The 23,486-nt window shown below is 67.9% G+C and carries 21 protein-coding genes and 1 tRNA gene; 12 read left to right on the forward strand and 10 right to left on the reverse strand.

From position 1 onward, the window contains the following. The first annotated feature begins 170 nt into the window (after positions 1-170). From H623_RS0109850 to H623_RS0109870, 5 genes are all read left to right on the forward strand, one after another. Positions 171-1,298 (forward strand): phosphate ABC transporter substrate-binding protein PstS, encoded by a 1,128-nt coding sequence (locus H623_RS0109850; protein ID WP_022900774.1) that lies wholly within the window; start codon positions 171-173, stop codon positions 1,296-1,298. A gap of 77 nt (positions 1,299-1,375) precedes the next feature. Beyond that, positions 1,376-2,326: a phosphate ABC transporter permease subunit PstC gene (gene pstC / locus H623_RS19065; protein ID WP_022900775.1), complete on the forward strand. Its 951-nt coding sequence runs from the start codon at positions 1,376-1,378 to the stop codon at positions 2,324-2,326. Beyond that, complete coding sequence (gene pstA / locus H623_RS0109860; RefSeq protein WP_022900776.1) at positions 2,323-3,435, forward strand: phosphate ABC transporter permease PstA; 1,113 nt, start codon at positions 2,323-2,325, stop codon at positions 3,433-3,435. The genes pstC and pstA overlap by 4 nt, the downstream gene beginning before the upstream one ends. A gap of 18 nt (positions 3,436-3,453) precedes the next feature. Then, a complete protein-coding gene (pstB, locus tag H623_RS0109865; protein WP_022900777.1) occupies positions 3,454-4,233 on the forward strand; it encodes a phosphate ABC transporter ATP-binding protein PstB in 780 nt (259 codons plus the stop codon). A gap of 177 nt (positions 4,234-4,410) precedes the next feature. Next, positions 4,411-6,339 carry an acyltransferase family protein gene (locus tag H623_RS0109870; RefSeq protein ID WP_022900778.1) on the forward strand — a complete coding sequence of 643 codons (1,929 nt, stop codon included), beginning with the start codon at positions 4,411-4,413 and terminating at the stop codon, positions 6,337-6,339. Positions 6,340-6,408: 69 nt separating this feature from the next. Here H623_RS0109870 and H623_RS0109875 read toward each other — a convergent pair whose 3' ends face one another. The 3 genes from H623_RS0109875 to H623_RS21035 form a co-directional block, all read right to left on the reverse strand. Further along, a complete protein-coding gene (locus H623_RS0109875; protein WP_022900779.1) occupies positions 6,409-7,047 on the reverse strand; it encodes a hypothetical protein in 639 nt (212 codons plus the stop codon). A 122-nt stretch (positions 7,048-7,169) separates the two neighbouring features. Further along, positions 7,170-7,241, reverse strand: a tRNA-Lys gene (locus tag H623_RS0109880). 122 nt (positions 7,242-7,363) lie between these two features. Then, positions 7,364-7,645: a hypothetical protein gene (locus H623_RS21035; protein ID WP_022900780.1), complete on the reverse strand. Its 282-nt coding sequence runs from the start codon at positions 7,643-7,645 to the stop codon at positions 7,364-7,366. Positions 7,646-7,795: 150 nt separating this feature from the next. On the opposite strand from H623_RS21035, the gene H623_RS0109890 reads away from it, so the two are divergent. From H623_RS0109890 to H623_RS19075, 3 genes are all read left to right on the forward strand, one after another. Next, a complete protein-coding gene (locus H623_RS0109890; protein WP_022900781.1) occupies positions 7,796-8,989 on the forward strand; it encodes an LLM class flavin-dependent oxidoreductase in 1,194 nt (397 codons plus the stop codon). Between the two features lies 1 nt (position 8,990). Further along, positions 8,991-9,722, forward strand: coding sequence for a CE1759 family FMN reductase (locus H623_RS19070; protein ID WP_022900782.1), 732 nt, complete (start codon positions 8,991-8,993; stop codon positions 9,720-9,722). A 246-nt stretch (positions 9,723-9,968) separates the two neighbouring features. Continuing rightward, positions 9,969-11,426, forward strand: a complete 1,458-nt coding sequence (locus H623_RS19075; RefSeq protein ID WP_022900783.1) for a GH1 family beta-glucosidase — start codon at positions 9,969-9,971, stop codon at positions 11,424-11,426. A 22-nt stretch (positions 11,427-11,448) separates the two neighbouring features. Here the strand turns inward: H623_RS19075 and H623_RS0109905 are convergent, their stop codons facing one another. The 4 genes from H623_RS0109905 to H623_RS0109920 all read right to left on the reverse strand — a co-directional run bounded on the left by H623_RS0109905 (position 11,449) and on the right by H623_RS0109920 (position 15,273). Next, entirely contained in the window at positions 11,449-12,447 is a 999-nt protein-coding gene (locus H623_RS0109905; protein WP_022900784.1) for a zinc-binding alcohol dehydrogenase family protein, read from the reverse strand. A 7-nt stretch (positions 12,448-12,454) separates the two neighbouring features. After that, positions 12,455-13,402 (reverse strand): aldose 1-epimerase family protein, encoded by a 948-nt coding sequence (locus tag H623_RS0109910; protein ID WP_022900785.1) that lies wholly within the window; start codon positions 13,400-13,402, stop codon positions 12,455-12,457. A gap of 93 nt (positions 13,403-13,495) precedes the next feature. Further along, positions 13,496-14,335 carry a CE1 family esterase gene (locus tag H623_RS19080; RefSeq protein ID WP_022900786.1) on the reverse strand — a complete coding sequence of 280 codons (840 nt, stop codon included), beginning with the start codon at positions 14,333-14,335 and terminating at the stop codon, positions 13,496-13,498. Positions 14,336-14,442: 107 nt separating this feature from the next. Further along, positions 14,443-15,273, reverse strand: coding sequence for a DeoR/GlpR family DNA-binding transcription regulator (locus H623_RS0109920; protein ID WP_022900787.1), 831 nt, complete (start codon positions 15,271-15,273; stop codon positions 14,443-14,445). Between the two features lie 58 nt (positions 15,274-15,331). Between H623_RS0109920 and galT the strand changes: the two genes are divergently transcribed. From galT to H623_RS19085, 4 genes are all read left to right on the forward strand, one after another. Beyond that, entirely contained in the window at positions 15,332-16,558 is a 1,227-nt protein-coding gene (galT, locus tag H623_RS0109925) for a galactose-1-phosphate uridylyltransferase (RefSeq protein WP_022900788.1), read from the forward strand. A gap of 110 nt (positions 16,559-16,668) precedes the next feature. Beyond that, entirely contained in the window at positions 16,669-17,829 is a 1,161-nt protein-coding gene (gene galK / locus H623_RS0109930) for a galactokinase (RefSeq protein ID WP_022900789.1), read from the forward strand. Between the two features lie 39 nt (positions 17,830-17,868). Then, complete coding sequence (locus H623_RS0109935; protein WP_022900790.1) at positions 17,869-18,408, forward strand: gamma carbonic anhydrase family protein; 540 nt, start codon at positions 17,869-17,871, stop codon at positions 18,406-18,408. A 108-nt stretch (positions 18,409-18,516) separates the two neighbouring features. Next, positions 18,517-19,584 carry an NAD(P)-dependent alcohol dehydrogenase gene (locus tag H623_RS19085; RefSeq protein WP_022900791.1) on the forward strand — a complete coding sequence of 356 codons (1,068 nt, stop codon included), beginning with the start codon at positions 18,517-18,519 and terminating at the stop codon, positions 19,582-19,584. 144 nt (positions 19,585-19,728) lie between these two features. Here H623_RS19085 and H623_RS0109945 read toward each other — a convergent pair whose 3' ends face one another. From H623_RS0109945 to glyA, 3 genes are all read right to left on the reverse strand, one after another. Then, on the reverse strand, positions 19,729-20,286 hold the full coding sequence (locus H623_RS0109945) for a YbaK/EbsC family protein (protein ID WP_245558973.1): 558 nt from the start codon (positions 20,284-20,286) through the stop codon (positions 19,729-19,731). A 33-nt stretch (positions 20,287-20,319) separates the two neighbouring features. Then, complete coding sequence (locus H623_RS21040; RefSeq protein ID WP_022900793.1) at positions 20,320-22,014, reverse strand: HNH endonuclease signature motif containing protein; 1,695 nt, start codon at positions 22,012-22,014, stop codon at positions 20,320-20,322. Between the two features lie 125 nt (positions 22,015-22,139). Then, the gene (gene glyA, locus H623_RS0109955; RefSeq protein ID WP_022900794.1) at positions 22,140-23,486 is read right to left on the reverse strand and encodes a serine hydroxymethyltransferase; all 1,347 of its coding nucleotides are present in this window, start codon (positions 23,484-23,486) and stop codon (positions 22,140-22,142) included.

A 23,486-nucleotide genomic window follows, 5' to 3' on the forward strand; every position in this document is an offset into this window, starting at 1 on the left:
CATCCCGTTCACTTTCCGTTCACCGGCCCGGGGGACGCTGGTCACGCTCGCCTCGTAGCTTCACTGGCGGGCCGGGTTACGGCCCCTGCCGAATGTCACCCGACGCGCTGCCCTTCTGCGGGATCGCGGCACGAGACACTCCGGCAGACAGCCATTCCGAAGGGAACACAGTGAAGTTCACCAACGCAGCCGCAGTGAGCGCCGTCGCGCTCGCGTCCGTGCTCGCACTGGCGGCATGCTCCGGAGACGGTGCGAGGAGCTCAGGGACACCGAATGCCGGCACGAGTGCCGATGCGGCCGCCGACTACAGCTCGCTGTCCGGCACGATCACCGCCGGCGGTTCCAGCGCTCAGGCGAACGTGCAGCAGGCCTGGACCACCGCGTTCACGGCACAGGCCGGAAACGTGAAGATCAACTACGACAAGTCGCAGGGTTCCGGCGGCGGGGTGACGAACTGGCTGAACGGCAGCTACGACTTCGCGGGCACCGACGCGGCCCTCAGCGCCGACCAGTTCACCAAGGCCCAGACGACCTGCGGCTCGGACGGCGGTGTCAACATCCCGGTCTATCTCTCCGGCGTCTCGATCATCTTCAAGCTCGACGGCGTGAAGAAGTTGAACCTCGACGCGAAAACGATCGCGTCGATCTTCGCCGGCACGATCACGCAGTGGAACGACCCGGCGATCACCGCACTCAACAAGGGCGTGACGCTCCCGTCGACTCCGATCTCGGTCGTGCACCGCTCCGATGGATCCGGAACCACCAACAACTTCACCACCTACCTGCACCAGCAGGCGCCGGCGGTGTGGACGTGGGATGCCGGCACCGCGTGGCCGAACAACGTCGGCAGCGGTCAGCAGGGCGGGTCGGGCGTCGTGAACACCGTCGAGGCCGGAAACGGCACGATCGGCTACGCCGACCAGAGCTCGATCGGGGACGCCACCGCTGCCGCCATCGAGGTCGGAGAGACCGGCACGTTCGTCGAGTACAGCGAGGCGGCGGCCACCGAGTCGCTCGCGCAGTCCGGCACCATCGCACCTCAGGGCGAGGGCGATCTGACCGTCGACATCGACACCACGAAGATCACGGATGCCACGGCGTACCCGATCCCGTTGCTGTCGTACGACGTGCTCTGCAGGTCGTTCAAGGACGCCGACCAGGGCAAGATCACGGCAGCATATCTCGGTTTCGTCGTGAGCAAGACCGGCCAGGAGATCGGCGCGAAGAACGCGGATGCGGCGCCGCTGCCCCACTCGTACCTCGCCAAGGCTGCTGAGACCCTCGCATCGGTGAAGTAGTGACGGAATTCGCGGATCGGACGAAAGCCGGATCTGCCGGCGCTCCCGGCTCCCCTCGGCGGCGAGCCGGGAGCGCCGTGTCCGTGCGCCCCTCCGACCGGATCTTCCGCGTTCTCAGCACCGGCTCCGCCGGGCTGATCATGGTGATCCTGGCCGGCGTCGCGCTCTTCCTCATCATCAAGGCGGGGCCGGCGATCGTCGCGAACTGGTCGGCGAACCCGGACCTGGCCGGCGGAACCACGCACGGCTACACGTCGTTCTGGAGCTACGTCGGCCCACTCGTCTGGGGCACCCTGTTCTCCTCGCTCATCGCGCTGGTGCTGGGTGCGCCGGTCGCCATCGGCATCGCCCTGTTCATCTCGCACTACGCTCCCCGTCGGCTCGCCGGAGTGCTCGGCTACCTCGTCGACCTGCTCGCCGCCGTGCCCTCCGTGGTCTTCGGGCTCTGGGGTATCTTCGTGATCCGGCCGTTCATCATCCCTTTCCAGGACTGGCTGAACCACTACCTGGGCTGGATCCCCTTGTTCAGCGGCCAGGTCTCGCAGACCGGATCGACCATGCTGGCCGGCGGTCTGGTGCTGGCCGTGATGATCCTGCCGATCATCACCTCGATCTCACGCGAGATCTTCCTCCAGACCCCGAAGCTGCACGAGGAGGCCGCGCTCGCGCTCGGTTCCACGCGATGGGAGATGGTCAAGCTCGCCGTCTTCCCTTACGCTCGCAGCGGCATCCTCAGCGCCACTCTGCTCGGTCTCGGCCGGGCGCTGGGCGAGACGATGGCGATCGCGATGATCATCTCGCCGGCGCTGCTGTTCTCGGTGCGGATCCTGACCGACACGGGCAACTCCCAGACCATCGCCGCGAACGCGGCCCTCAACTTTCCCGAGTCCAATCCGCTGCAACGCGACGCGTTGATCGCGACGGGCTTGGCGCTCTTCGTCATCTCGTTCGGCGTGAACTTCATCGCGCGCTGGATCATCTCGCGCACCGGCGGCAGCCGCCGCCTCAGAAAGGCGGGCAGCCGATGACAGCGACCACGGTGGCCGACACCGAGACCCGCGCCCCGCGCGGCCCGGTGCCCAACGCGCTCACCTCGGCACAGCTGCCGCGCTTCGTCGAGCTGTACACACTCGCCGGTGCCCTCGCGGTCAGTGCTGCGGTGCTCGCCATGACCGGCTTCAGCATCGTGGGCTGGCTGGTGCTGAGCGCCGTGCTGTATCTGGTGAGCCTCGGCATCCTCTCCACCGTCGTCGAGAACCGGCGCAAGGCGACGGACCGAGTCGTTCGCGGCCTGGTGACCATCGCGTTCCTGCTCGCCGTGATCCCGCTCGTCTCCACGCTCGTGACGGTGATCATCGGCGGGGCTCCCTCGCTCACGTGGGACTTCGTCACGAAGACGGGAGGCAGCGTCTTCGATCCGTCGACGCTGAAGGTGACGATCGTGCAGGGCGCGTGGCAGGCCGTCGTCGGCACGTTGATCATCACCGGCGTCGCAACGCTCATCTCCGTGCCGATCGGGATTCTGGCGGCCATCTATCTCGTGGAGTACGCGCAGCCGCAGCAGTGGATGGCGCGCACCGTGACGTTTCTCGTCGACGTGATGACGGGCATCCCGTCGATCGTCGCCGGCCTGTTCGCGTTCTCGCTGTTCACCCTGCTCGTCGGGCCGAAGGCGTTCAGTGGGTTCTCCGCGTCGGTCGCCCTGTCGGTGCTGATGATCCCCATCGTGGTCCGCTCCACCGAGGAGATGCTCAAGCTCGTCAGCAGCGAGCTGCGCGAGGCATCCTTCGCGCTCGGCGTCACGAAGTTCGCCACCATCGTGCGCGTCGTGCTGCCGACGGCGATCGCCGGGATCATCACGGGTGTCATGCTCGCCATCTCGCGCGTGATCGGCGAGACTGCACCGATCTTCATCGCGGCGAGCTTCACCAGCAACTTCAATGCGAACCCGTTCAGCGGCCCCATGGAGACCCTGGCCGTGAAGGCGTACGCCGACTACAAGTTCCCGTCGCAGGACATCGCCGCCTCGTACCAGTCCGCCTGGGGTGCCGCACTGCTGCTCGTGCTGCTCGTCGTCATCCTCAACCTCGTCGCCCGCATTATCGCCAAGGCGTTCGCGCCTCGGGGACTCCGATAGCCCGGAACAGGAGAACGCGTGTCCAAGCGCATCAACGTCAGAGACCTCGACGTCTACTACAGCGACTTCCTCGCCGTCGAGGGCGTGAGCATGACCATCGAGCCGCGCACGGTGACGGCCTTCATCGGCCCGAGCGGATGCGGCAAGTCCACCTTCCTGCGCACCCTCAACCGCATGCACGAGGTCATCCCCGGCGCGCGGGTGCGTGGCGAGGTGCTGATCGACGGCGACAACCTTTATGCGCCGGGCGTCGACCCGGTGCTGGTGCGCCGTCAGGTGGGCATGGTGTTCCAGCGCGCGAACCCTTTCCCCACGATGTCGATTCGCGACAACGTGCTGGCCGGCGTGAAGCTCAACAGCCGCCGCATGCCGAAGAGCGATCAGGACTCGCTCGTCGAACGCTCGCTGCGCGGCGCCAATCTCTGGAACGAAGTGAAGGATCGCCTGCAACTGCCGGGCTCCGGACTCTCCGGCGGACAGCAGCAGCGGCTCTGTATCGCCCGTGCCATCGCCGTCTCCCCCGATGTTCTGCTCATGGACGAGCCGTGCTCGGCGCTCGACCCGATCTCCACTCTCGCGATCGAGGACCTCATCGAAGAGCTCAAGCAGGACTACACGATCGTGATCGTCACGCACAACATGCAGCAGGCGACGCGGGTTTCGGACAAGACCGCGTTCTTCAACATCGCCGGATCCGGCAAACCCGGCAGGCTGATCGAGTACGACGACACCGCCACCATCTTCACGAAGCCCTCGGTGCAGGCCACCGAAGACTACGTCTCCGGCCGATTCGGCTGACGCCCTCGGGCCGCGTCCCATCGACTACACTTGTCGGCGGCCGGGCCGCGGTAACCCCGGGCTCCATCATTCGCCGCTTCGAGCGGCCTCGCGCCGAGAGGCGTTCCGCGGCCTGGCTGTCGCCCTTCGGCAGGGCTCAGCCGGGGTGCATCAGGGTCTGGTTAGACTCGCACGGCCATGTCTCCGCACACCCGCTTCACCGATCTCGGTCCGGCGCCCGCGCCCGTCGGCGCGCGGCGGCACCTTGCCGGACTCGACGGGATGCGCGCGCTCGCCGTGATCGCGGTGATTGCGTACCACTACACGCCGGCCGGCATGCCGGGCGGCTTCATCGGCGTCGACGTCTTCTTCGTCATCAGCGGTTTCCTCATCACCTCGCTCCTGATCGGCTCGATCGGCCGCCGCGAGCAGCTGCGCACATTCTGGATGCGCCGTGCCCGGCGTCTGCTGCCCGCTCTCGTCGTGCTCGTGCTCGTCTGTTCGACCGCGGCTCTGCTCGTCGGCGGTGATGTGCTCGCGGGCATCGGCTCGCAGATCGCCGGCGCGTTCACGTTCAGCAGCAACTGGGTCTACGTGGCGCTCGACCAGAGCTACTTCACGGCGGATGCCCCGCAGCTGTTCCGCAATCTCTGGTCGCTCGCCGTCGAGGAGCAGTTCTACCTCGTTTGGCCGCTCCTCGTTCTCGCCCTCCTCACCCGGATGCCCCGCCGCGGCCGTGCCATCGTGCCGCTCGTGCTCGCCGGCCTCTCGGTGGCCGCCATGGCGCTCCTGTACACGCCGGGAGGCGATCCGAGCCGTGTCTACTACGGCACGGACACCCACTTCTTCGGCCTCGCGCTCGGCGCGGCGCTGGCTCTTGCGCTCGACCGAGCGGACCGCTGGGATCTCTACGGGCAGGAGACGACAGGACAGCGCCTGACCCGGCGTTGGGCGCCGACGATCGGCATCGTGTCGCTGGTCGCCCTCGCCGGGTACGCGGTGTTCGTGCCCGACTCGAGTCCGCTCAACTACGACGGCGGCCTGATGCTCGTCTCGGTTCTGGCCGCCGCACTGATCTGGTCGGTCACGCGCCCGGGCTCCCTTCTCGGCAGAACACTCGACATGCGCCCGTTGCGCGCGATCGGCGTGCGCTCGTACGGCCTCTACCTCTGGCACTGGCCCGTCTTCGTGCTCGTCGCGGCCGCGGTCGGCACCGCAGGCGGGGTCGCAGGGGCCGTCTCGCCCTGGTTCGTGCCTCTGACCGCGCTGGCGATCAGCGCGGTTGCCACGTGGCTGTCGTACCGCTTCATCGAGACCCCGGTGCGCCACAACGGGTTCCGGATGCTGCTGCGTCCGTTCACGCGCGCGTCCCGGGAACGTCCGGTGCTGCTGGCGGCCGCGTGCGGGGCGTCCGTTCTCGTCGTGCTCGGGGTGGTCGGCACGTCGGCGGCGGCCGTCGAGGGCACGAAGGGCACGGCGGCGCAGCAGCAGATCGAGGCCGGGCAGCGCGCGATCGAGCGGGCGCGGCAGCTGAAACCGACTCCCCCGGCGTCGCCGGGCACGACCGCGACCCCGAGCGCCACGGCGAGCGCCGCCCCCACGCCGGCGCCGACCTCGTCGAACGACCCGATCGTCGCACCCGCGCCTCGGGACGGCAGCGGCATCACGGCGATCGGCGATTCGGTCATGCTCGCATCCGCGCCCGCGCTCGTGCAGGCGTTCCCCGGTATCGACATCGACGCTGTCGTCTCCCGTTCGCCGCGGGATGCCCCGGCGCTGATCACGCAGAAGGCGCAGGCGGGCACGCTGAGGCACACCGTGCTGATCGGGCTCGGCACGAACGGCTACCTCGGCACCGGGACGCTCGATCGGGTGCTGGCGGCGGTCGGCCCCGACCGCGACGTCGTGTTCGTCAACATCTATGCCGATCGTCCGTGGCAGGGCGAGGTGGACGGCGACCTGGCAGCATTCGTCGCAGCGCACCCGGCGACGACGGCACTGGCCGACTGGCACGACGCCATCGCGCAGCGCCTGGATCTGCTGGGGCCCGACCACATCCATCCCGGCGGGCAGGGCGGCATCCTCTACGCGTCGTGCGTGGCGAAGGCGCTGGACCGGCTCGACTGAGGCGGCACCTCGGGCAGGCATCCGCCGGCGTGCGCGCAGTCCAGCGTGCTCAGTCCAGCGGCGCGCTGCTCAATCCAGCGACTCGCTACGCCACAGGCCCGCCGAGGCTGCCAACTCGGACGCGAACTCCGAGAAGCGCAGCGCGCGGCGGGTGAGCGCTGTGGCGCGCTCCGGCTCCGTGGGGTCGGCGTCGTCGGCGAGGCTGGTGCATCCTGCGGCGCTGACGCGGCAGAACGCTGCGGCGCGCTCCAGCGCCACGGCGAAGTCGCCCTCGAAGACGCCGCGCAGGATGCGGTCCGCCAGCTCGATGATCTCGGCCGGGCCGGTCGGTGTCTCGGCGCCGGCGACGACGGGATCGATGGATGCCAGCACCTCCGCTCCACGCTGGTACTGCAGGCTCGTGGCGTGGGGATCCTCGCGGATGGCCAGCCGCAGCAGGTAGATGCGCCAGAGAGCGCCAGGCAGGCTGTGCGCGGCCGCGTGCGACCACAGCTCGGCGATGGCGTCGATGCCGTTCTCATCGGTGTAGCCGACCAGGCGCGAGACGATCTCCGGGTCGGGGTTGCGACGCACCCGTTCGAGCAGGGCCGCCGCGGTCTCGTGAGCGACCCGGCTGGCCTGGGCGGGATCGTCGGCACCGTGCAGGTTGTCGAACTTGGCGGCGGGGAACTTCGTCGGCTTGTGGAAGGGGCGGCGGTCGTCGGTCATCGAATCCAGGATCGCGTATCGGACGCGGGAGCGCTATCCGGTCCCTGTCGGAAGGTCGGAGGCTGCGACTACCGTGATCATGCCGGGGACAGATCTGAAGGATGTCATGGACGACGAAGCGGTGCCCCCGGAGAATTACGATATCTCGACCCACCGGTTAAAAGCCGGTTGCTCTGCCTCTGAGCTACGGGGGCCTGGTGCAGAGCCGCACAAGGTGTGCGGAACGTGTCTTGAGTCTAAGCCACTGTCGGAATTCAACAGACGCACGGCGAGCTCTGACGGCTTGCAGTCGGTCTGTCGCGGCTGCAATCGGGCCTCAGCGCGACACTACTACGCGATGAATCAGGCGAAACATGTCGAAGTGATCGGCGCCCGCAAAAGGGAACAGATCCGCAAGCTCCATGCAGTGCTCGCAACATACCTGCGTGAACATCCGTGCGTCGATTGCGGAGCCTCGGATCTTCGCGTCCTCGACTTCGATCATCGTCCAGGCGTTGAGAAGCGCGACGCCGTGATGAGACTCGTGGCACTGGGTTTCGGACAGGCCGTCGTCCTGGCTGAGATCGCGAAGTGTGATGTGCGTTGCCGAAACTGCCACGCGATTGTCACCTACAAGCGAATGGGCGACAACTGGCGTTCTCGCGCGATGGGGGAATGATTGTGCTGCACCCTGCGTTCGATACCTATGCAAACGCATACACCAACCGATCGGAGACGCCGACCGGTTCACGGCGGGAGGGTAGTTCCCATGCAGTTCGGCATCTTCTCGGTCAGCGACATCACGCGCGACCCGGTCACCGGCACCACGCCGAGCGAGGCCGAGCGCATCGACGCCGTCGTCCGGATGGCGGTGAAGGCCGAGGAAGCCGGCTTGGATGTCTTCGCCATCGGCGAGCATCACAACCCTCCGTTCTTCTCGTCGTCGCCGACCACCCTGCTCGCGCACATCGCCGCGCTGACGACGCGTCTGATCGTCACCACCTCGACCACGCTGATCACCACGAACGACCCGGTGCGCATCGCCGAGGAGTACGCGATGCTCCAGCACCTCTCGAAGGGGCGCATGGACCTCATGCTCGGACGCGGGAACACGGCGCCGGTGTATCCATGGTTCGGCCAGGACATCCGCCAGGGCCTCCCGCTCGCCCTCGAGCACTACAACCTGCTGCACCGCCTCTGGCGCGAGGACGTCGTGGACTGGGAGGGCCACTTCCGCACCCCGCTGCAGGGCTTCACCTCGACGCCGCGCCCGCTCGACGACGTGCCGCCGTTCGTGTGGCACGGCTCGATCCGCACGCCCGAGATCGCGGAGCAGGCCGCCTACTACGGCGACGGCTTCTTCGCCAACCACATCTTCTGGCCGAAGGAGCACACCCAGCGCATGGTGGAGTTCTACCGCCAGCGCTTCGAGCACCACGGCCACGGCACGGCGAAGCAGGCGATCGTCGGGCTCGGCGGTCAGACGTACATCGCGAAGAACTCGCAGGACGCGCACGAGGAGTTCCGGCCGTACTTCAACGAAGCGCCCGTGTACGGGAACGGCCCCACCATGGAGCAGTTCACCGAGATGACGCCGCTCACGGTCGGAAGTCCGCAGGAGGTCATCGACAAGACGCTCGGCTTCCGCGACTACGTGGGGGACTATCAGCGCCAGCTGTTCCTCGTCGACCATGCCGGACTCCCCCTCGACGCCGTCCTCGACCAGATCGACCTGCTCGGCAGCGAGGTGGTGCCCGTGCTGCGTCGCGAGTTCGCCTCGTTGCGGGACCCCGAGGTTCCGGATGCCCCCACCCACGCCGGTCTCGTGAAGGCCAAGTACGGAGATGCGCAACCTCGCCAGCCCCGTCCGAACGCCAACCGCGGCGACAACGTGACGGGCGGCTCCCCGTATCAGGACAGCGAGGCCGTCGCGCGCTCGCCGTTCGGTGAGGAGTTGGGCTGAGATGGCAGACACCGAATCGAACTCCGCGGCATCGCGCACGTTCCGCCTCGCCGTCGTGAACGCCGGCATCAGCGATCCCTCGTCGACGAAGCTGCTGGCCGACCGCGTCGCGCAGGCCGTCAGCGACCTTGCCACCCGGCGCGGCCACCGCGTGCAGGTGCGGACGATCGATCTGCGAGAGCTGCTGCCCGAGCTGTCGGGGGCACTGGCATCCGGTCTGCTCGGCCCCAAGTTCACCGCGGCGGTCGACGCCCTGCGCGAGGCAGACGGTGTGATCGCCTCGACTCCGGTGTACAAGGCGGGGCCGAGCGGCCTGTTCGACTCGTTCTTCCAGGTGCTCGACAACGACCTGCTGATCGCGAAGCCGATCGCCCTGGCCGCCACCGCAGGCACGGCCAGGCACGCTCTCGTCGTGGACGAGCAGATGCGGTCGCTGTTCGCGTACCTGCGCGCCCTGAGTGTTCCGACCTCGGTGTTCGCCTCGACCGAGGACTGGCAGGACAAGTCGCTCGGCTCGCGCATCGATCGCGCGGCTTTCGAGCTGCTGCTGCTCATGGAGAGCGGCTTCGAGCGCGACGTGCGCGGGGAGAGCTGGCGGCGGTACCAGCACGAGTACGGCAGCGCGGGCGGCTCCGAGCTGACGATCGATCTCGACACCGACCTGATGCGGCTGGCAACCGGTGGGTCGCTCAAGCCGACGGGCTCGACCATCGAGGGCATCGACGAGGATTAGGGGCTGCGCTCCCGGCTCTCTGCTCGCTATGCTGGGCGCATCCCAGTAGAGAGCGCTCTCAAGGGTGTGCGCTGCGCCACGGGCGCATCCTCGCGGAGCCCGAGGCGAAGGCGACTCGTGATGCATCTCCAGGCTCCCCCGAACTCTTCCGACGGCGCTGGCTCCTCCGTCGGTGCTGGCTCCTCCGACGGCGCTGGCTCCTCAGACGGCGCTGGCTCTCCCGATCACGCTGAGCGGCGACCCGGCGTGACGCGTCGCCAGCTCCTGGGCGCAGCCGGTGCCCTGGCCGCTAGCGGCTTCGGCGTCGGCGCACTCGCCGGCTGCACCCCCACGCAGGCGACCGCCACGCACACCGGGTGGGCGCCGCCGGCGGCACCCATGAAGTTCCCGAAGGGCTACGTCTGGGGAGCCGCGACCAGCGCCTACCAGATCGAGGGCGCGTGGAACGCGGACGGCAAGGGCCCGTCCATCTGGGACACATTCAGCCACGCGGGCGAGGGTCACATCGCGGACGGGTCGACCGGAGACGTCGCGGCCGATCACTACCACCTGTGGAGTCACGACCTCGACCTGCTGAAGCGGCTCGGCGTCGGGGCGTACCGCTTCTCCCTCTCGTGGCCGCGCATCCAGCCCACAGGATCCGGAGCGGTGAACCAGAAGGGCCTCGACTTCTACAAGCGGCTTCTCGACGGACTCGGCGAGCGAGGCATCCGCCCGGCGATCACGCTGTTCCACTGGGATCTGCCGCAGCCCCTACAGGATGCCGGCGGCTGGCCGAGCCGCGACACTGCGAATCGCTTCGCCGACTACGCCGATATCGTGTTCGGCGCGTTCGGCGACATCGACGCCGAGTGGCTCACGCTGAACGAGCCGAAGACGCTCGCCTACAACGGCTACTGGTACGGCAGCCACGCGCCGGGAATCATGGACCCGAACGCGGCTGCCGCGGCCGTTCACCATCAGCTTCTCGCGCACGGGCTTACGGTGCAGGCGTTCACCGCGCACGGGGTGAAGGGCCGTATCGGGCCGGTGCTGAACCTCACTCCGGTGAAGCCGACGGATGCGGCGGCGAAGGAGCAGACGAAGAACGTCGACGCCGTGCAGAACACCCTCTTCCTCGACCCGGTGCTGAAGGGCGTGTATCCGACGAACGCCATCGGAACCGCCAACGGGCAGCTGCCGGCCGATCCTGACCGGTTCGCCGCGCTCGTGAAGGACGGCGACCTGAAGATCATCGCCTCTCCCATCGGGATGCTCGGGGTGAACTACTACGGCGTCGCCGGCGTGGATCTCAACGGCACCATGGTGAAGATCCACAAGACCTCCACCGCCGACTGGGAGCAGATCTGGGCGCCGGGGCTCTACGAACTGCTCATGCGACTGAAGAAGGACTACAAGAAGGTGCCGATCCTCATCACCGAGAACGGCGTCCCCGACGACCTGATGCAGAACGGGCTCAAGGACACCGCCCGCATCGACTACCTGCGCTCGCACTTCCAGCAGGCGGCACGGGCCATCGAGGCGGGTGTGCCGCTTCAGGGTCACTACGTGTGGGCGCTGATCGACAACTTCGAGTGGGCCGAGGGCTACACGGAGCGCTTCGGTCTCGTGAACGTGAACTTCGACACGTTGAAACGCACCCCGAAGAAGAGCTTCGGCTGGTATGCCGACGTGATCGAGAAGAACGCCGTCGCTCCGAAGTAGCGCTCCCGACTCGCTCGCCGTCTCAGCGCTCGACGACCACCTTGCCGACGGTGCGACCGGTCTCGACGAGCCAGTGCGCCTCACGGAACGTCGCAGCGTCCCAACCGTGCAGCACGGTCTGCACCGTGCTGGTGACGCGACCGGAATCGACGAGGCCCGCGACGGCATCCAGGAGCTCATGCTGCTTCACCATGTCGGGCGTGCGCTGCACCGGCCGGGTGAACATGTACTCCCAGTGCCAGGAGAGGCTCTTCGGCTTGAGCGCGTCGAGGTCGAGCTCGCGGGCGGAGTCGATCGAGACGACGGCCCCGAACGGCTTGAGCACGCGGGCGAAGTCGGCCGCCCGGCCGGCACTGTGGGCGGAGAAGATCCAGTCGACGCCCTCGGGCTCCGCGGACAGCACATCGCCGACGAGATCGCCGTGATGGTTGGCGGTAGCGGCCGCGCCCAGCGAACGCACCCATTCTCGCTTGTCGTCGCTGGATGCCGTCGCCACCGTGCGTACGCCGGGCAGCAGTTCGCGCACCAGCTGGAGCAGGATCGAGCCGACGCCGCCGGTCGCTCCCATGACGAGGAGCGCGCCGTGGCTCACGTCGGTGAGCGCGAGCTTGTCGAAGAGCGACTCCCACGCGGTGATCGTCGTCAGCGGCAGCGCGGCGGCCTGGGCGAAACCGAGCGAGAGGGGCTTGGCGCCGATGATCCGCTCGTCGACGAGCTGCAGGTCGGCATCCGAGCCCTGACGGTCGAGCTGGCCGGCCCACCACACCTCGTCGCCCGGGGCGAAGAGCGTGACACCATCACCCACGGCGCGCACGACGCCGGCGCCGTCGAAGCCGAGCACGCGTGGCGATCGAAGCGTCGGGCTCGCCGCTCGCTGCTTCACGTCCACCGGGTTGACGGATGCCGCGCGCACCTCGACGAGCACGTCGTGCGGTCCGGGCTGCGGTTGTGGCAGGTCGACGTCGACGAGGCTGCGGGCATCCAGGATCGGCAGCCCGTCGGTCAGGGCGATCGCGTGCATCTTCGGCTCAGCCCTTCACCAGCTGCGGCGTGATGCCCCAGCTCGCCCGCAGCGTCTCGCCCGGGGAGAGCCAGGACAGGCCCTGTCCGGAGTTGAGCGCGTTCGCCGGCGCGGTCATGGGCTCGACGGCGACGGCGACCTCGCCCGGATACAGCGGGGCGAACGAGCGGTGCGTGAATGCCTGCACGTAGCCGAACGACTCGTCGGCCCAGAGCGTGACCGACCGCCCGTCCGGGGCCGTCACCGAGTGCTCGGCGCGGCCGTCGGTGTGCGGCACGCCGCCGAATCCATCGTCGAGCGTGAGGTCGGCGACCTTGCGGCCGCCTCGCAGATCGTATTCGGTGCCCTCGACCGGATGCTCGCCCACGACGTTCTTGTGATCGTCGACCTCGAAATGCGTCGTCGCGTTCACCCGCAGCACGAGCTCGGAGGTGGGTACGTCGCCGATCTTGAGATAGGGGTGCGTGCCCACGGCCACGGGCGCGTCGCGCTCTCCCGCGTTCGTGATGGCGTGCTCCACGGCCAGTCCGTCGGCGCTCACGCTGTAGCGCACGGTGGTGTCGAGCAGGAACGGATATCCGAGCTGCGGATAGATCGTGGCCCCGAGCGTGATCGAGTCGCGCGTGCGCAGCACCGGGAGATAGGGCGAGTAGCGCAGCAGTCCGTGGATGGCGTTCCCGGTCGCCGGTTCGGTGACGGCGAGATGCTGCTCGGTCACCGAGCCGGACTCGTCGCGGAGCCACCACGTGGCATCCTTCACGCGGTTCGGCCAGGGCACCAGCACGAGGCCGCAGCCCGACGGGGTCGTCGACTGCTCGTCGTACGGTTCCGTGAGGTCGATGCCGTCCACGGAATAGGTGCGGATCCCGGCGCCGACCTGGGTGATGACCACCCGAGCCTTGCCGTCGGGGGTGTCGCAACTGAGCTCGAACTGGTCGCCGGTGGGTGCACGCATGTCTCCAGCGTAGGAGCACGACGCCGGTGAGGAACAGGCGCCCTCGAGGAACAGGCGCCGGTGAAACACGGCATCAGGAAGAGGGCGGTGCCATCAGTGGCGTGGATGCGCCGCGAAGAACGCCCAGATCTCCTGCGCGGCCCCGAACCCTTGGGACGCGGCCCAGGGAATCTCGTGATCCATGCCGTCGATGGTGACGACCTCGACGCTGCGACCGTGGGCGCATTCCGCGACTGAGCGGTGGACAGTCCCGCTCTGTGTCCCTTTCAGCGGCGTCACTTTCGGCGGCCCGCAGTCGTCGGACTTGCGCCATGGCGCGTCCGACGCGGAGTCGAAGGCCACGGCGCTGTCGGCCAGTCCGTGAACATGCAGTACCGAGGCCGGGGCAGGATGCTTGCAGTCGCTCTCCACGTCACCCGCGATCGGCGCGATCGCAGCGAACAGGTCCGTCTGGCAGCCGAGCCGGTACGACATCATCGCGCCGTTGGAGAATCCTGTGACGTAGACGCGCTTCGGGTCGATCTTCGTACGCGCCTCGACCTGCTTCACGACCGAGGTGAGGAATGCGACGTCATTCGTGTCGTTGTCCGACGCCTCACCGCAGCAGCCACCCGCATTCCACGATCCGCCGAGGCCGTCGGGATAGACGGCCACGAAACCCTCGGTATCCACCAGCGGGTCGAAGCCGTAACCCATCGCCATCGCTCCGTTTCCGGGGAACTCGTGGAGTACCAGTACCAGGGGCGCAGGCCCTGCGCGATGAGCCGGCACGTGCACCGTCACCAGCCGGTCACCCTTCATGGTGATGGCATGGACGCCGGCCTTCAGCGGTGGCGGGGCGGGGGCGGCGGAGTGGCCCGAGCATCCTGCGAGGAGGCCGCAGAGCATCAGGATCATCAGCGCGGATGCCGCTGCTCGCAGCTTTGCGCGCATCACCGAACTGCGTTCACAGACGTGAGCATGGACCCCAGATTCCGGCACCGAGAAGCGCCGTGTCAAGCGGTTCCGTCGAACGAAGGCCGTGCGCGCGCGAGCCCGAGCTAGGCGCTGTCGGCCTCCACCGCGAGCACGGTGGCGCCGGTCCCGCGCAGTGCCGACAGGCTCGCGGCGTCGGCCGAGGCGCCGAGGTAGACGCTCTCGAAGTCGCTCAGCGTTCCGATGCGGCCGAGGTGCACCGCGCCGGCTTTGGAACCGTCGGCGAGCACCACCGCTCGCGCCGACGCGCGCACCATGTCGCGCTTGAGCTCCGCCTCGGGCAGATTGATGTTGGTGACACCGCCGACGGCATCCACACCGTTGCAGCCGATGAACGCGAGGTCAGCGTGCACGTGCTCGAACATCACGGTGGCGAGTGGGGCGACGAGCGAGTGCTGAAGAGGGCGCAGCGTGCCGCCTGTCACGATGACCTGCAGGCGCGGCACAGCGTTCTCCAGCTCCAGCGCGATGGTGAGACCGTTCGTGATGACGGTGACGTCGTAGAGGTCTTCGCGCCGTACGAGCTCGCGGGCCAGCGCCATGCATGTGCTTCCCACGTCGACGATGACGCTCATGCCGGGCTCCACGAGCGCGGCCGCCCGCCTGGCGATGGCGCGCTTCTCTTCGGCGAGGCTTTCCAGCGCCTCCTCGAACGAGAGCTCGTGCAGCGGCCCCGTCACGCGCGGCATCGCTCCACCGTGCACGCGACGGATGCCCTGGGTCCCCTCGAGAACGTCGAGGTCGCTGCGCACGGTGACGTCGGAGACGCCGAACGTCTCGCTGAGTTCTCCGACGCGCACGAAGCCGCGCTCGCCGATCAGGCTGAGCATGCGCCGACGCCGGATGGTCGCGGGCGCCCCGGAGTCGGGAACGCCGGAATCGGGTGAGCCGGACACACGCTCAACTTACGGTTGCTTGTGTTTCGTTGTCAATGCGTAAGGTATCCTGGACGGCATGGGGCTTAACACCACACAGCCTGGCACCGAACAATCTGGCACTGAGCAACCCGGCGTCGAGCAACCCGGCACCCGAGGGCCTGGGACCAACCCGCTCACCGCCAAACCGCTCATCACCAGACGCGAGTACCGTCTCGCCGACGGCCGTGAGCTCTTCTACTTCGACGATGCCGACTCGACGCTCCCGCCCGACCGCGCCCCGGATCTGCGCCCGCTCGACGCGCGGCCGGTGACGGCGAGCATGCGGCAGGATCCGCTGACCGGAGAATGGGTCTCGATCGCCGCCGCGCGACAGAACCGCGTGGTGCTGCCGCCGGCCGAGCTCGATCCGCTCGCGCCCCAGTCGCCCGGGAACCCGTCGGAGATCCCGAGTGACTACGACGTCGCCGTGTTCGAGAACCGCTCACCGTCGTTCGGCCCGCTGACCGCTGACGAGAACGCGCCGCACGGGCTCGACGATCTCTCCGAGCTGGGCATCGGTCGTACGCGCACATCCATCGGACGCTGCGAGGTCGTCTGCTTCAGCTCGAAGACCACGGGAGCGTTCGGCAGCGTGAACGCTTCCCGCGCCCGCACCGTGATCGAGGCGTGGGCGGACCGTACGGCGGCGCTGTCGGCGATCGACGGCATCCAGCAAGTCTTCCCCTTCGAGAACCGGGGGCAGGCGATCGGCGTGACGCTCGGGCATCCGCACGGGCAGATCTACGCGTATCCCTACGTCACGCCGCGCACGCAGCGCCTGATCGCCTCGGTCGAGCAGTACGGGCCGAACCTGTTCGACGACGTCCTCGACTTCGAGCGCGCCGGTGATCGGATGCTCCTGGCCGGCGAGCACTGGAGCGCTTTCGTTCCATTCGCCGCGCGCTGGCCGATCGAGGTGCACCTCGTTCCCCATCGCCAGGTCGCCGACTTCGCCGAGACGAACGATGAGGAGCGAGACGAGCTCTCGGTTCTCTACCTGCAGCTTCTGCGGGGCGTCGACGCGCTCTACGAGACTCCGACCCCGTACATCGCGGCCTGGCACCAGGCGCCGGTGCACGTGCACCGTGATGACGTGCGCTTGCACCTTCAGCTGACCTCGCCGCGCCGCGGCGCCGACAAGCTCAAGTATCTCGCGGGCAGCGAGGCCGCCATGGGAGCATGGATCGGCGACGTGCCGCCCGAGACCCAGGCGAAGAACCTGCGCGCCGCGATCGAGCGGGCCAAGGTCGAGAACCCGGTCTAGGCGCCTTCTCCGGTTCCTTCTCTTCTTTCCGTCTGCTCCCTTTCCCCCTCTCACCGGCCAAGTCGCACCTGATCACACCGGTCGCCCCGATCACCACAGGAGTACCCGCCATGTCCGAGATCGTCAGCACGACACGTGCTCGTTTCAGCGAGACCTTCTCGCGAGCACCGCAGGGGGTGTGGTCCGCGCCCGGGCGCGTGAATCTGATCGGCGAGCACACGGACTACAACGACGGGTTCGTCTTTCCGTTCGCCATCGACCGCCGCACCGTCGCGGCGCTGGCACTGCGCGATGACGACGTCGTGCGGCTCACGTCGTCGTTCACCGATCAGGTCGTCGAGACGTCGATCGCGGATCTCGGCCCTGGTGCCGCTCCGGGCTGGCAGAACTACCCACTGGGCGTGGCGTGGGCACTGGGGCAGCTCGGCGCCGATCTCGGCGCCGTCCCCGGCTTCGATCTCTACCTCGACTCCGATGTGCCGGTGGGCGCCGGGCTGTCGTCGTCTGCGGCGATCGAGTCCGCCGTGGCGGTGGCGCTGAACGACGTGTGGCGGCTCGATCTCGACCGCAAGACGCTCGTGAAGGCGGGGCACATCGCCGAGAACGAGGTGGTCGGAGCGCCGACCGGCATTCTCGACCAGTCCGCGTCACTGCTCGGCCGAGCCGACAGCGGCATCTTCATCGATTGCCGCAGCCTGGAGACCGACGTGATCCCGCTCGGGTTCGACGAGGCCGGTCTCGAGGTGCTCGTGATGGACACGAAGGTGCACCACGAGCACGCGACGGGCGGATACGCCGCGCGGAGGGCATCCTGTGAGGCCGGTGCGAAGGCGCTCGGTGTGAGCTCTCTGCGCGAGGTCTCCGTCGCCGATCTGCCGCGCGCCCGCGACGTGCTCGACGGCGAGACGTTCCGTCGTGTGCGCCACGTGGTCACCGAGAACCAGCGGGTGCTCGACACCGTGCGCATTCTGCGCGAGGAGGGTCCGCGGGCGATCGGAGACCTGATGGATGCCTCGCATCGCTCCCTACGCGACGATTTCGAGGTCTCGGTCCCCCAGCTCGACCTCGCGGTAGAGATCTCGCAGAACTACGGGGCGATCGGCGCCCGGATGACCGGGGGCGGCTTCGGCGGCTCGGCCATCGCGCTCGTGCCGCACGAGTTGGTGTCGCACGTGGAGGCATCCTTGGACGCGGCCTTCGCCGAGCACGGCTACGCTCAGCCTGACCTGTTCGCGGTGGTGCCGTCGGCGGGAGCCTCCCGGGACGAGTAGGCCGGATCCGCGCGCTCAGGCGGGCATACCCTTGAGGCCATGACCGCCAACGAGGATGCTCGACTCATCGCTCTTCCCGACCGCCCGGCACCCGAGGTGGCGCCGCTCGGCTGGGTGGCACCCGGCGCGCAGCTGGTCGGTGCGGTCACCCTGCACGACCACGCGAGTGTCTGGTACAACGCCGTTCTGCGGGCGGACAACGAGCCGATCGTGATCGGGGAGCGCTCGAACATTCAAGACAACTGTTCCTGCCACGTCGACACGGACTTTCCGCTCACGCTCGGTTCCGGGGTCTCGGTCGGGCACAACGCCGTGCTGCACGGCTGCACCATCGAGGACGACGTGCTGATCGGCATGCACGCGACAGTCATGAACGGCGCTGTCATCGGAACCGGCTCGCTGGTGGCCGCCGGCGCCCTGGTGACCGCCGGCACGATCGTGCCGCCGCGGTCGCTCGTGGCCGGTGTGCCGGCGAAGGTGCGGCGTGAGTTGAGCGACGATGAGGTGGCGGGCATCCGACACAATGCCGAGGTGTACCTCGAGCACCTCGAGCTGCACCGGCGTGCCGCGCGAGTCTGACTCGTCGGCTCGCTCTGGACTGTACGTACTGGACTGCACATGCTGGGCTGTAGGTGCTGGGCTGCACGCAACAGGCGGCGCCTGCTGAGATGACCGGAAGGACAACCCATGACCAATCTCGCTGCCGTGATGACGGCACCGGAGACGATCGAGCTGCAGGAGCGGCCGGAGCCTGAGGCGGGGCCGGGGCAGGCGGTCGTCGCGATCCGGGCCGTCGGAGTCTGCGGTTCGGACGTATCCTTCTACCGCTACGGGCGTATCGGACCGTACGTCGTGCAGGGCGATCTCATCCTCGGGCACGAAGTGTCGGGCGAGGTGCTGTCGGTGGGGTCCGGTCTGACGAACGTGGTGCCGGGAGACCGTGTCGCGATCGAACCGAGCATGCCGGATTGGTCGTGTGCGCAGTGCCGGGCGGGCCGATACCACCTGTGCCCGAACTTGCGCTTTCTCGCGACACCGCCGGTCGACGGTGCGCTGGTGCAGCGGATGGCGCTCGATGCGCGCATGCTGTTCCCCATGCCCGACTCGATGACGTTCGAGGAGGGAGCGATCGTGGAGCCTCTCTCGGTCGGGCTGTGGGGGTGCCAGCGGGCGGGACTGCGGCCGGGCGACGATGTGCTCGTGACCGGGGCAGGGCCGGTGGGGCTTCTGGCGGCGGAGTCAGCGAGAGCGCTGGGTGCGCGCACGGTGACGATCACGGATGTGGTGCGAGAGCGTCTCGAGGTGGCGAGCCGTCACGGCTTCCGCGTCGAGGTCAGTGGTTCGGCCGATTCCGCGGAGACAGATTCCGCGAAGACCGACTCCCCCGCGCGCTCCGCAGCGACCTACGATGTGCTGCTCGAGTGCTCAGGAGCCCCCGGCGCGCTCGCCGACGGGCTGGGGCGGCTCGGGCCCGCCGGTCGCGCTGCAGTGATCGGCATCTCGAAGCAGAACGCCGACCTCCCGTTGCACACGCTGAATTGGAACGAGATCACGATCTCGATGGTGAGCCGGTATCAGAACACCTGGCCGCTCGGCATCGCGTTGATCTCGTCGGGTCGGATCGACCTGACGGGGGTGCACACGCACAGCTTCCCGCTCGCCGAGACGGCGGCGGCGCTCGCGATCGGAGCGAGCGATCCGTCGGCGGTGAAGTCGATCATCTACCCGCAGGATGTCGAGGCGCTGGCGCGATGACGCCCGTGGAGTGACAGTGCCGGGCCGCGCTGGCGAGGTGACACCTGCTGCGTCGCGCTGGCGAGGCGCGCGACCCCCGCGGCATGACGCGCACAGTATGACGCGCACAGTATGACGCGCACTGGCGTCTCTGCCTTGCCGCAGCTACTGTCGCTCCACCTCGATCTCCATGCCGCCGGTGAGCTCGACGAGCTCGCCGTACGTCAGCGGGAAGACCGTGTGCGGATGTCCCGCCGCAGCCCATATCTGCGGGTATGCCTTCAGCGCGATGTCGACCCACGTGCGCAGCGGTGCCGGGTGACCGGTCGGCGCCACTCCCCCGATGACCTGACCGGTCGACTGGCGGACCGTTTCGGCCGAAGCACGTTTGAGGGTGCCACCGAGTTCAGCTCCGAGGTACGCGGTGTCGACGCGGTGCCCTCCTGACGTCATGACCAGTACGGGCTCGCCATCGAGCGTGAAGACGAGCGAGTTCGCGATGGCGCCGACCACGGTGCCGATCGCCTCTGCCGCGGAAGCGGCGGTCGGCGTCGCCTCATCGAGCCAGAGCACTTCACCCGTGATGCCGTGGGAGCGCAGCTCGCGCTCGACGGCCTGGACCGCGGAGTGGGAGGGAGCCGAGATCGTCGGTTCCGTGCTTATCGGTTCCGTACCCGTCGACTCCATGCTTGTCGATTCCGTACCCGTCGACTCCGTGCTCATCGGTCCAGAGTAGCCACGGGCGCCGTCGCGCCGTCAGATGGCCTCATGGTCGCTCCACTGCTGGGGCTCGTCATCATGAGTCGAATACCGCCGGCCCGTAGGGCTGGTCCAGTGCATCACAGTCTGCGCGTAGCCACGCTCGTCTCTCGTCACCGACTGCATGACACTCCAGCCGGCAGCGTGTTTCAGCCCGTGGTGTTTTCGACAGAGGTGCCCGAGATTGTCGACGCTCGTGGAACCACCGTCTTCCCAGGCGATCGTGTGGTCAGTATCCGCCGATATCGCCCGCCGAGTGCAACCGGGGAAGCGACATGTTCCGTCCCGGATCATCAGCCACGTTCTCAACGAGGTCGGAACCTTGTACACGGTGCGGTCGACGTCGAGAACCGCACCGGAAACCGGGTGCGTCAGGATGCGAGTGAGGCTGGGTGCGTGTGCGACCAAGCGGCGCGCCATCTCCGGCGGGATCGGGCCATAACCGTCGAGCATCGCCGGTTCGTCGGAGATGCCGGCGAGTGTGAACACGGGCACCGTCACGAGAACTCGAAGCGACGGGAGGATGGCGGGCCACTCGGCGTTGCGGCCGTCGTCGGTATCGACGGCATCGGCCACCGCGATGGCTCCTGCTTCACTGGCAGCGCCTGATCCAGCGACGCCGAAAGCGCCGGACTTCGTCAGGCCGGGTGCCAGCAACCGCTCGACGACGAGGTCGGCGCGCAGTTGGTCCATCGTTCGCGCTTCGTCATCGCGTGACCGCGCGTGGATCGCCTCCGATGTGAAACCCGCGTGGATGCGCGCGGCGGCATCGCTCGGAAGCAAGAGATGGAGGCAGGACATGGCGTCCTTGAGTGGTTCGATCCAGAACTCGCGCCGCTCGCGTGCGCGCTCGTGCCGCACCGCGATGGACTCGGGCAGTGTGTTCTCTCGCCAGCGCCGCCCCGTCCGACGGACTTCGCCCGGCGCCTTCGTGGCAGCGCGTTCGAGCAGGCGGAGCTCGAAGTCGTCGACGAGCGCCGGATCGGGCTTCTCGCCTTCGGTTTCGACGAGCGAATCGATCTCGTCGACGATGACGGCTGCGTGTCCGGCAGAGATCTCGCCCGCCCCGAGCGCGGAGATCACCCGGGTGTGTGTCACGAGCGCCATGGCGCGGTCGACCTGCGTGGACAGCGTGCGCTCAGACATCCGCGTCGCGGTGGCGAACTCCGCGATCATCGAGCGATGCGCCAGTTCGCGCCGCCGTGCAGGCGACTCCGACGAGGCGACCACGTCGTTCGCGTGACGTGCCGCCCACGCCGCGCCAGCGGCCAGGATGCGTGCTCGCCGCGCTTCGAGCCGGGCGCGCTCGCGCTCGACCTCCACGAACGCAGTGGTCAACGCATCGAGTTCGTCACAGACGAAGTCGAGAGGGTGCACGCCGACGTGGACAGCCGGTGCAGCGGGCAACGGTGTCGAAGCAGGCTCAGTGACCGCGTCAGACTCGATGCCGGGTTCGCACCCATTGGTCAGCAGGAGGGACTCGAGATCGTCGTCGAGCCATCCGTCGGGAAGGCCGTCTTCGAGAGCCGCGTCGCATGCATCGAAGTCAGCCGGCGTGACCGCGTCGTAAAACTCCAATTGCCTGAGCCACTGCTCATCGGGCTCGTCTACGAGAATCCGGAGCGCGCCCGTGTCGACACCGGCGCATGTTGCAGGTGTGCCGGCCCCCGTCGTCACGGAGCTGAATTCCATATGTCGAGTTTAGAACATATGTTCTAGTGGATCTAGTAGCGGGCAGCAGCAGATACGAATCTGTGCACTACTACGAGTGATCTCTCTCGTGGATAGCGGGTGAGTCGCGTTCAATGAAGCAGGTGTCAGCCCTGGACGCTGGAGGACAGCTCAACATTCTCCGTGGGGAATCCCGACGGTCCGAGCCCCGGGTAGAGCGGGAAGGCATCCGTCAACGCACGGACGCGCTGCCGCAGAGCGGAGATGTCCGCATCCTCACGCAGCGCGAGCGCGATCACGTCCGCGACCTCGGAGAACTCGTCATCGCCGAACCCCCGCGTCGCGAGAGCCGGCGTACCGATGCGCAGACCGGAGGTGACCATCGGCGGACGCGGATCGAACGGCACCGCATTCTTGTTCACCGTGATGCCGACCTCGTGCAGACGGTCCTCCGCCTCCTTGCCGGTGAACTGCGAGGTGCGCAGATCGACCAGCACGAGGTGCACATCGGTGCCTCCGGTGAGCACGTCGACACCGACTTCCTTGGCATCGGACGCCGTGAGTCGCTCCGCGAGGAGCTGCGCACCGCGAATGGTGCGCTCCTGGCGGTCACGGAACTCGTCGGTCGCCGCCAGCTTGAACGCCGTCGCCTTCGCCGCGATCACGTGCATGAGCGGGCCGCCCTGCTGGCCGGGGAAGACGTTGGAGTTGAGCTTCTTCGCAATGTCGGCATCGTTGCTCAGGATGAATCCGGAGCGCGGACCGCCGATGGTCTTGTGCACCGTGGAGCTCGTGACGTGCGCGTACGGCACCGGCGACGGGTGCAACCCCGCGGCGACCAGCCCGGCGAAGTGCGCCATGTCGACCCACAGCGTGGCGCCGACCTCATCCGCGATCGCACGGAACGCCGCGAAGTCGAGGTGCCGCGGATACGCCGACCAGCCGGCGATGATCACCTTCGGCTTGTGCTCGAGCGCCTTCTGACGCACGACGTCCATGTCGACACGGAACGTCTGCGGGTCGAGCCCGTAGGAGACGACGTTGTAGAGCTTGCCCGAGAAGTTGAGCTTCATGCCGTGCGTGAGGTGACCGCCGTGTGCCAGCTCGAGACCCAGAATGGTGTCGCCGGGCTGCGCGATCGCGCTCAGCACGGCAGCGTTCGCGGATGCCCCGGAGTGCGGCTGCACGTTCGCGTACTGCGCACCGAACAGCGACTTGGCACGCTCGATCGCGAGAGACTCCGCGATGTCGACGAACTCGCATCCGCCGTAGTAACGACGTCCCGGGTAGCCCTCGGCGTACTTGTTCGTCAGTACGGAACCCTGGGACTCGAGAACCGCACGCGGAACGAAGTTCTCGCTCGCGATCATCTCGAGATAGTCGCGCTGCCGCCCCAGCTCGAGGTTCAGGACCTCCGCGATCTCGGGGTCGACCTCGGCCAACGGAGCCGTGAACGAGTTCTGCGGCGCAGTGAAAGTGGGGGAAACGGTCAT

This window comes from Humibacter albus DSM 18994, assembly GCF_000421825.1.
Lineage (GTDB): Bacteria > Actinomycetota > Actinomycetes > Actinomycetales > Microbacteriaceae > Humibacter > Humibacter albus.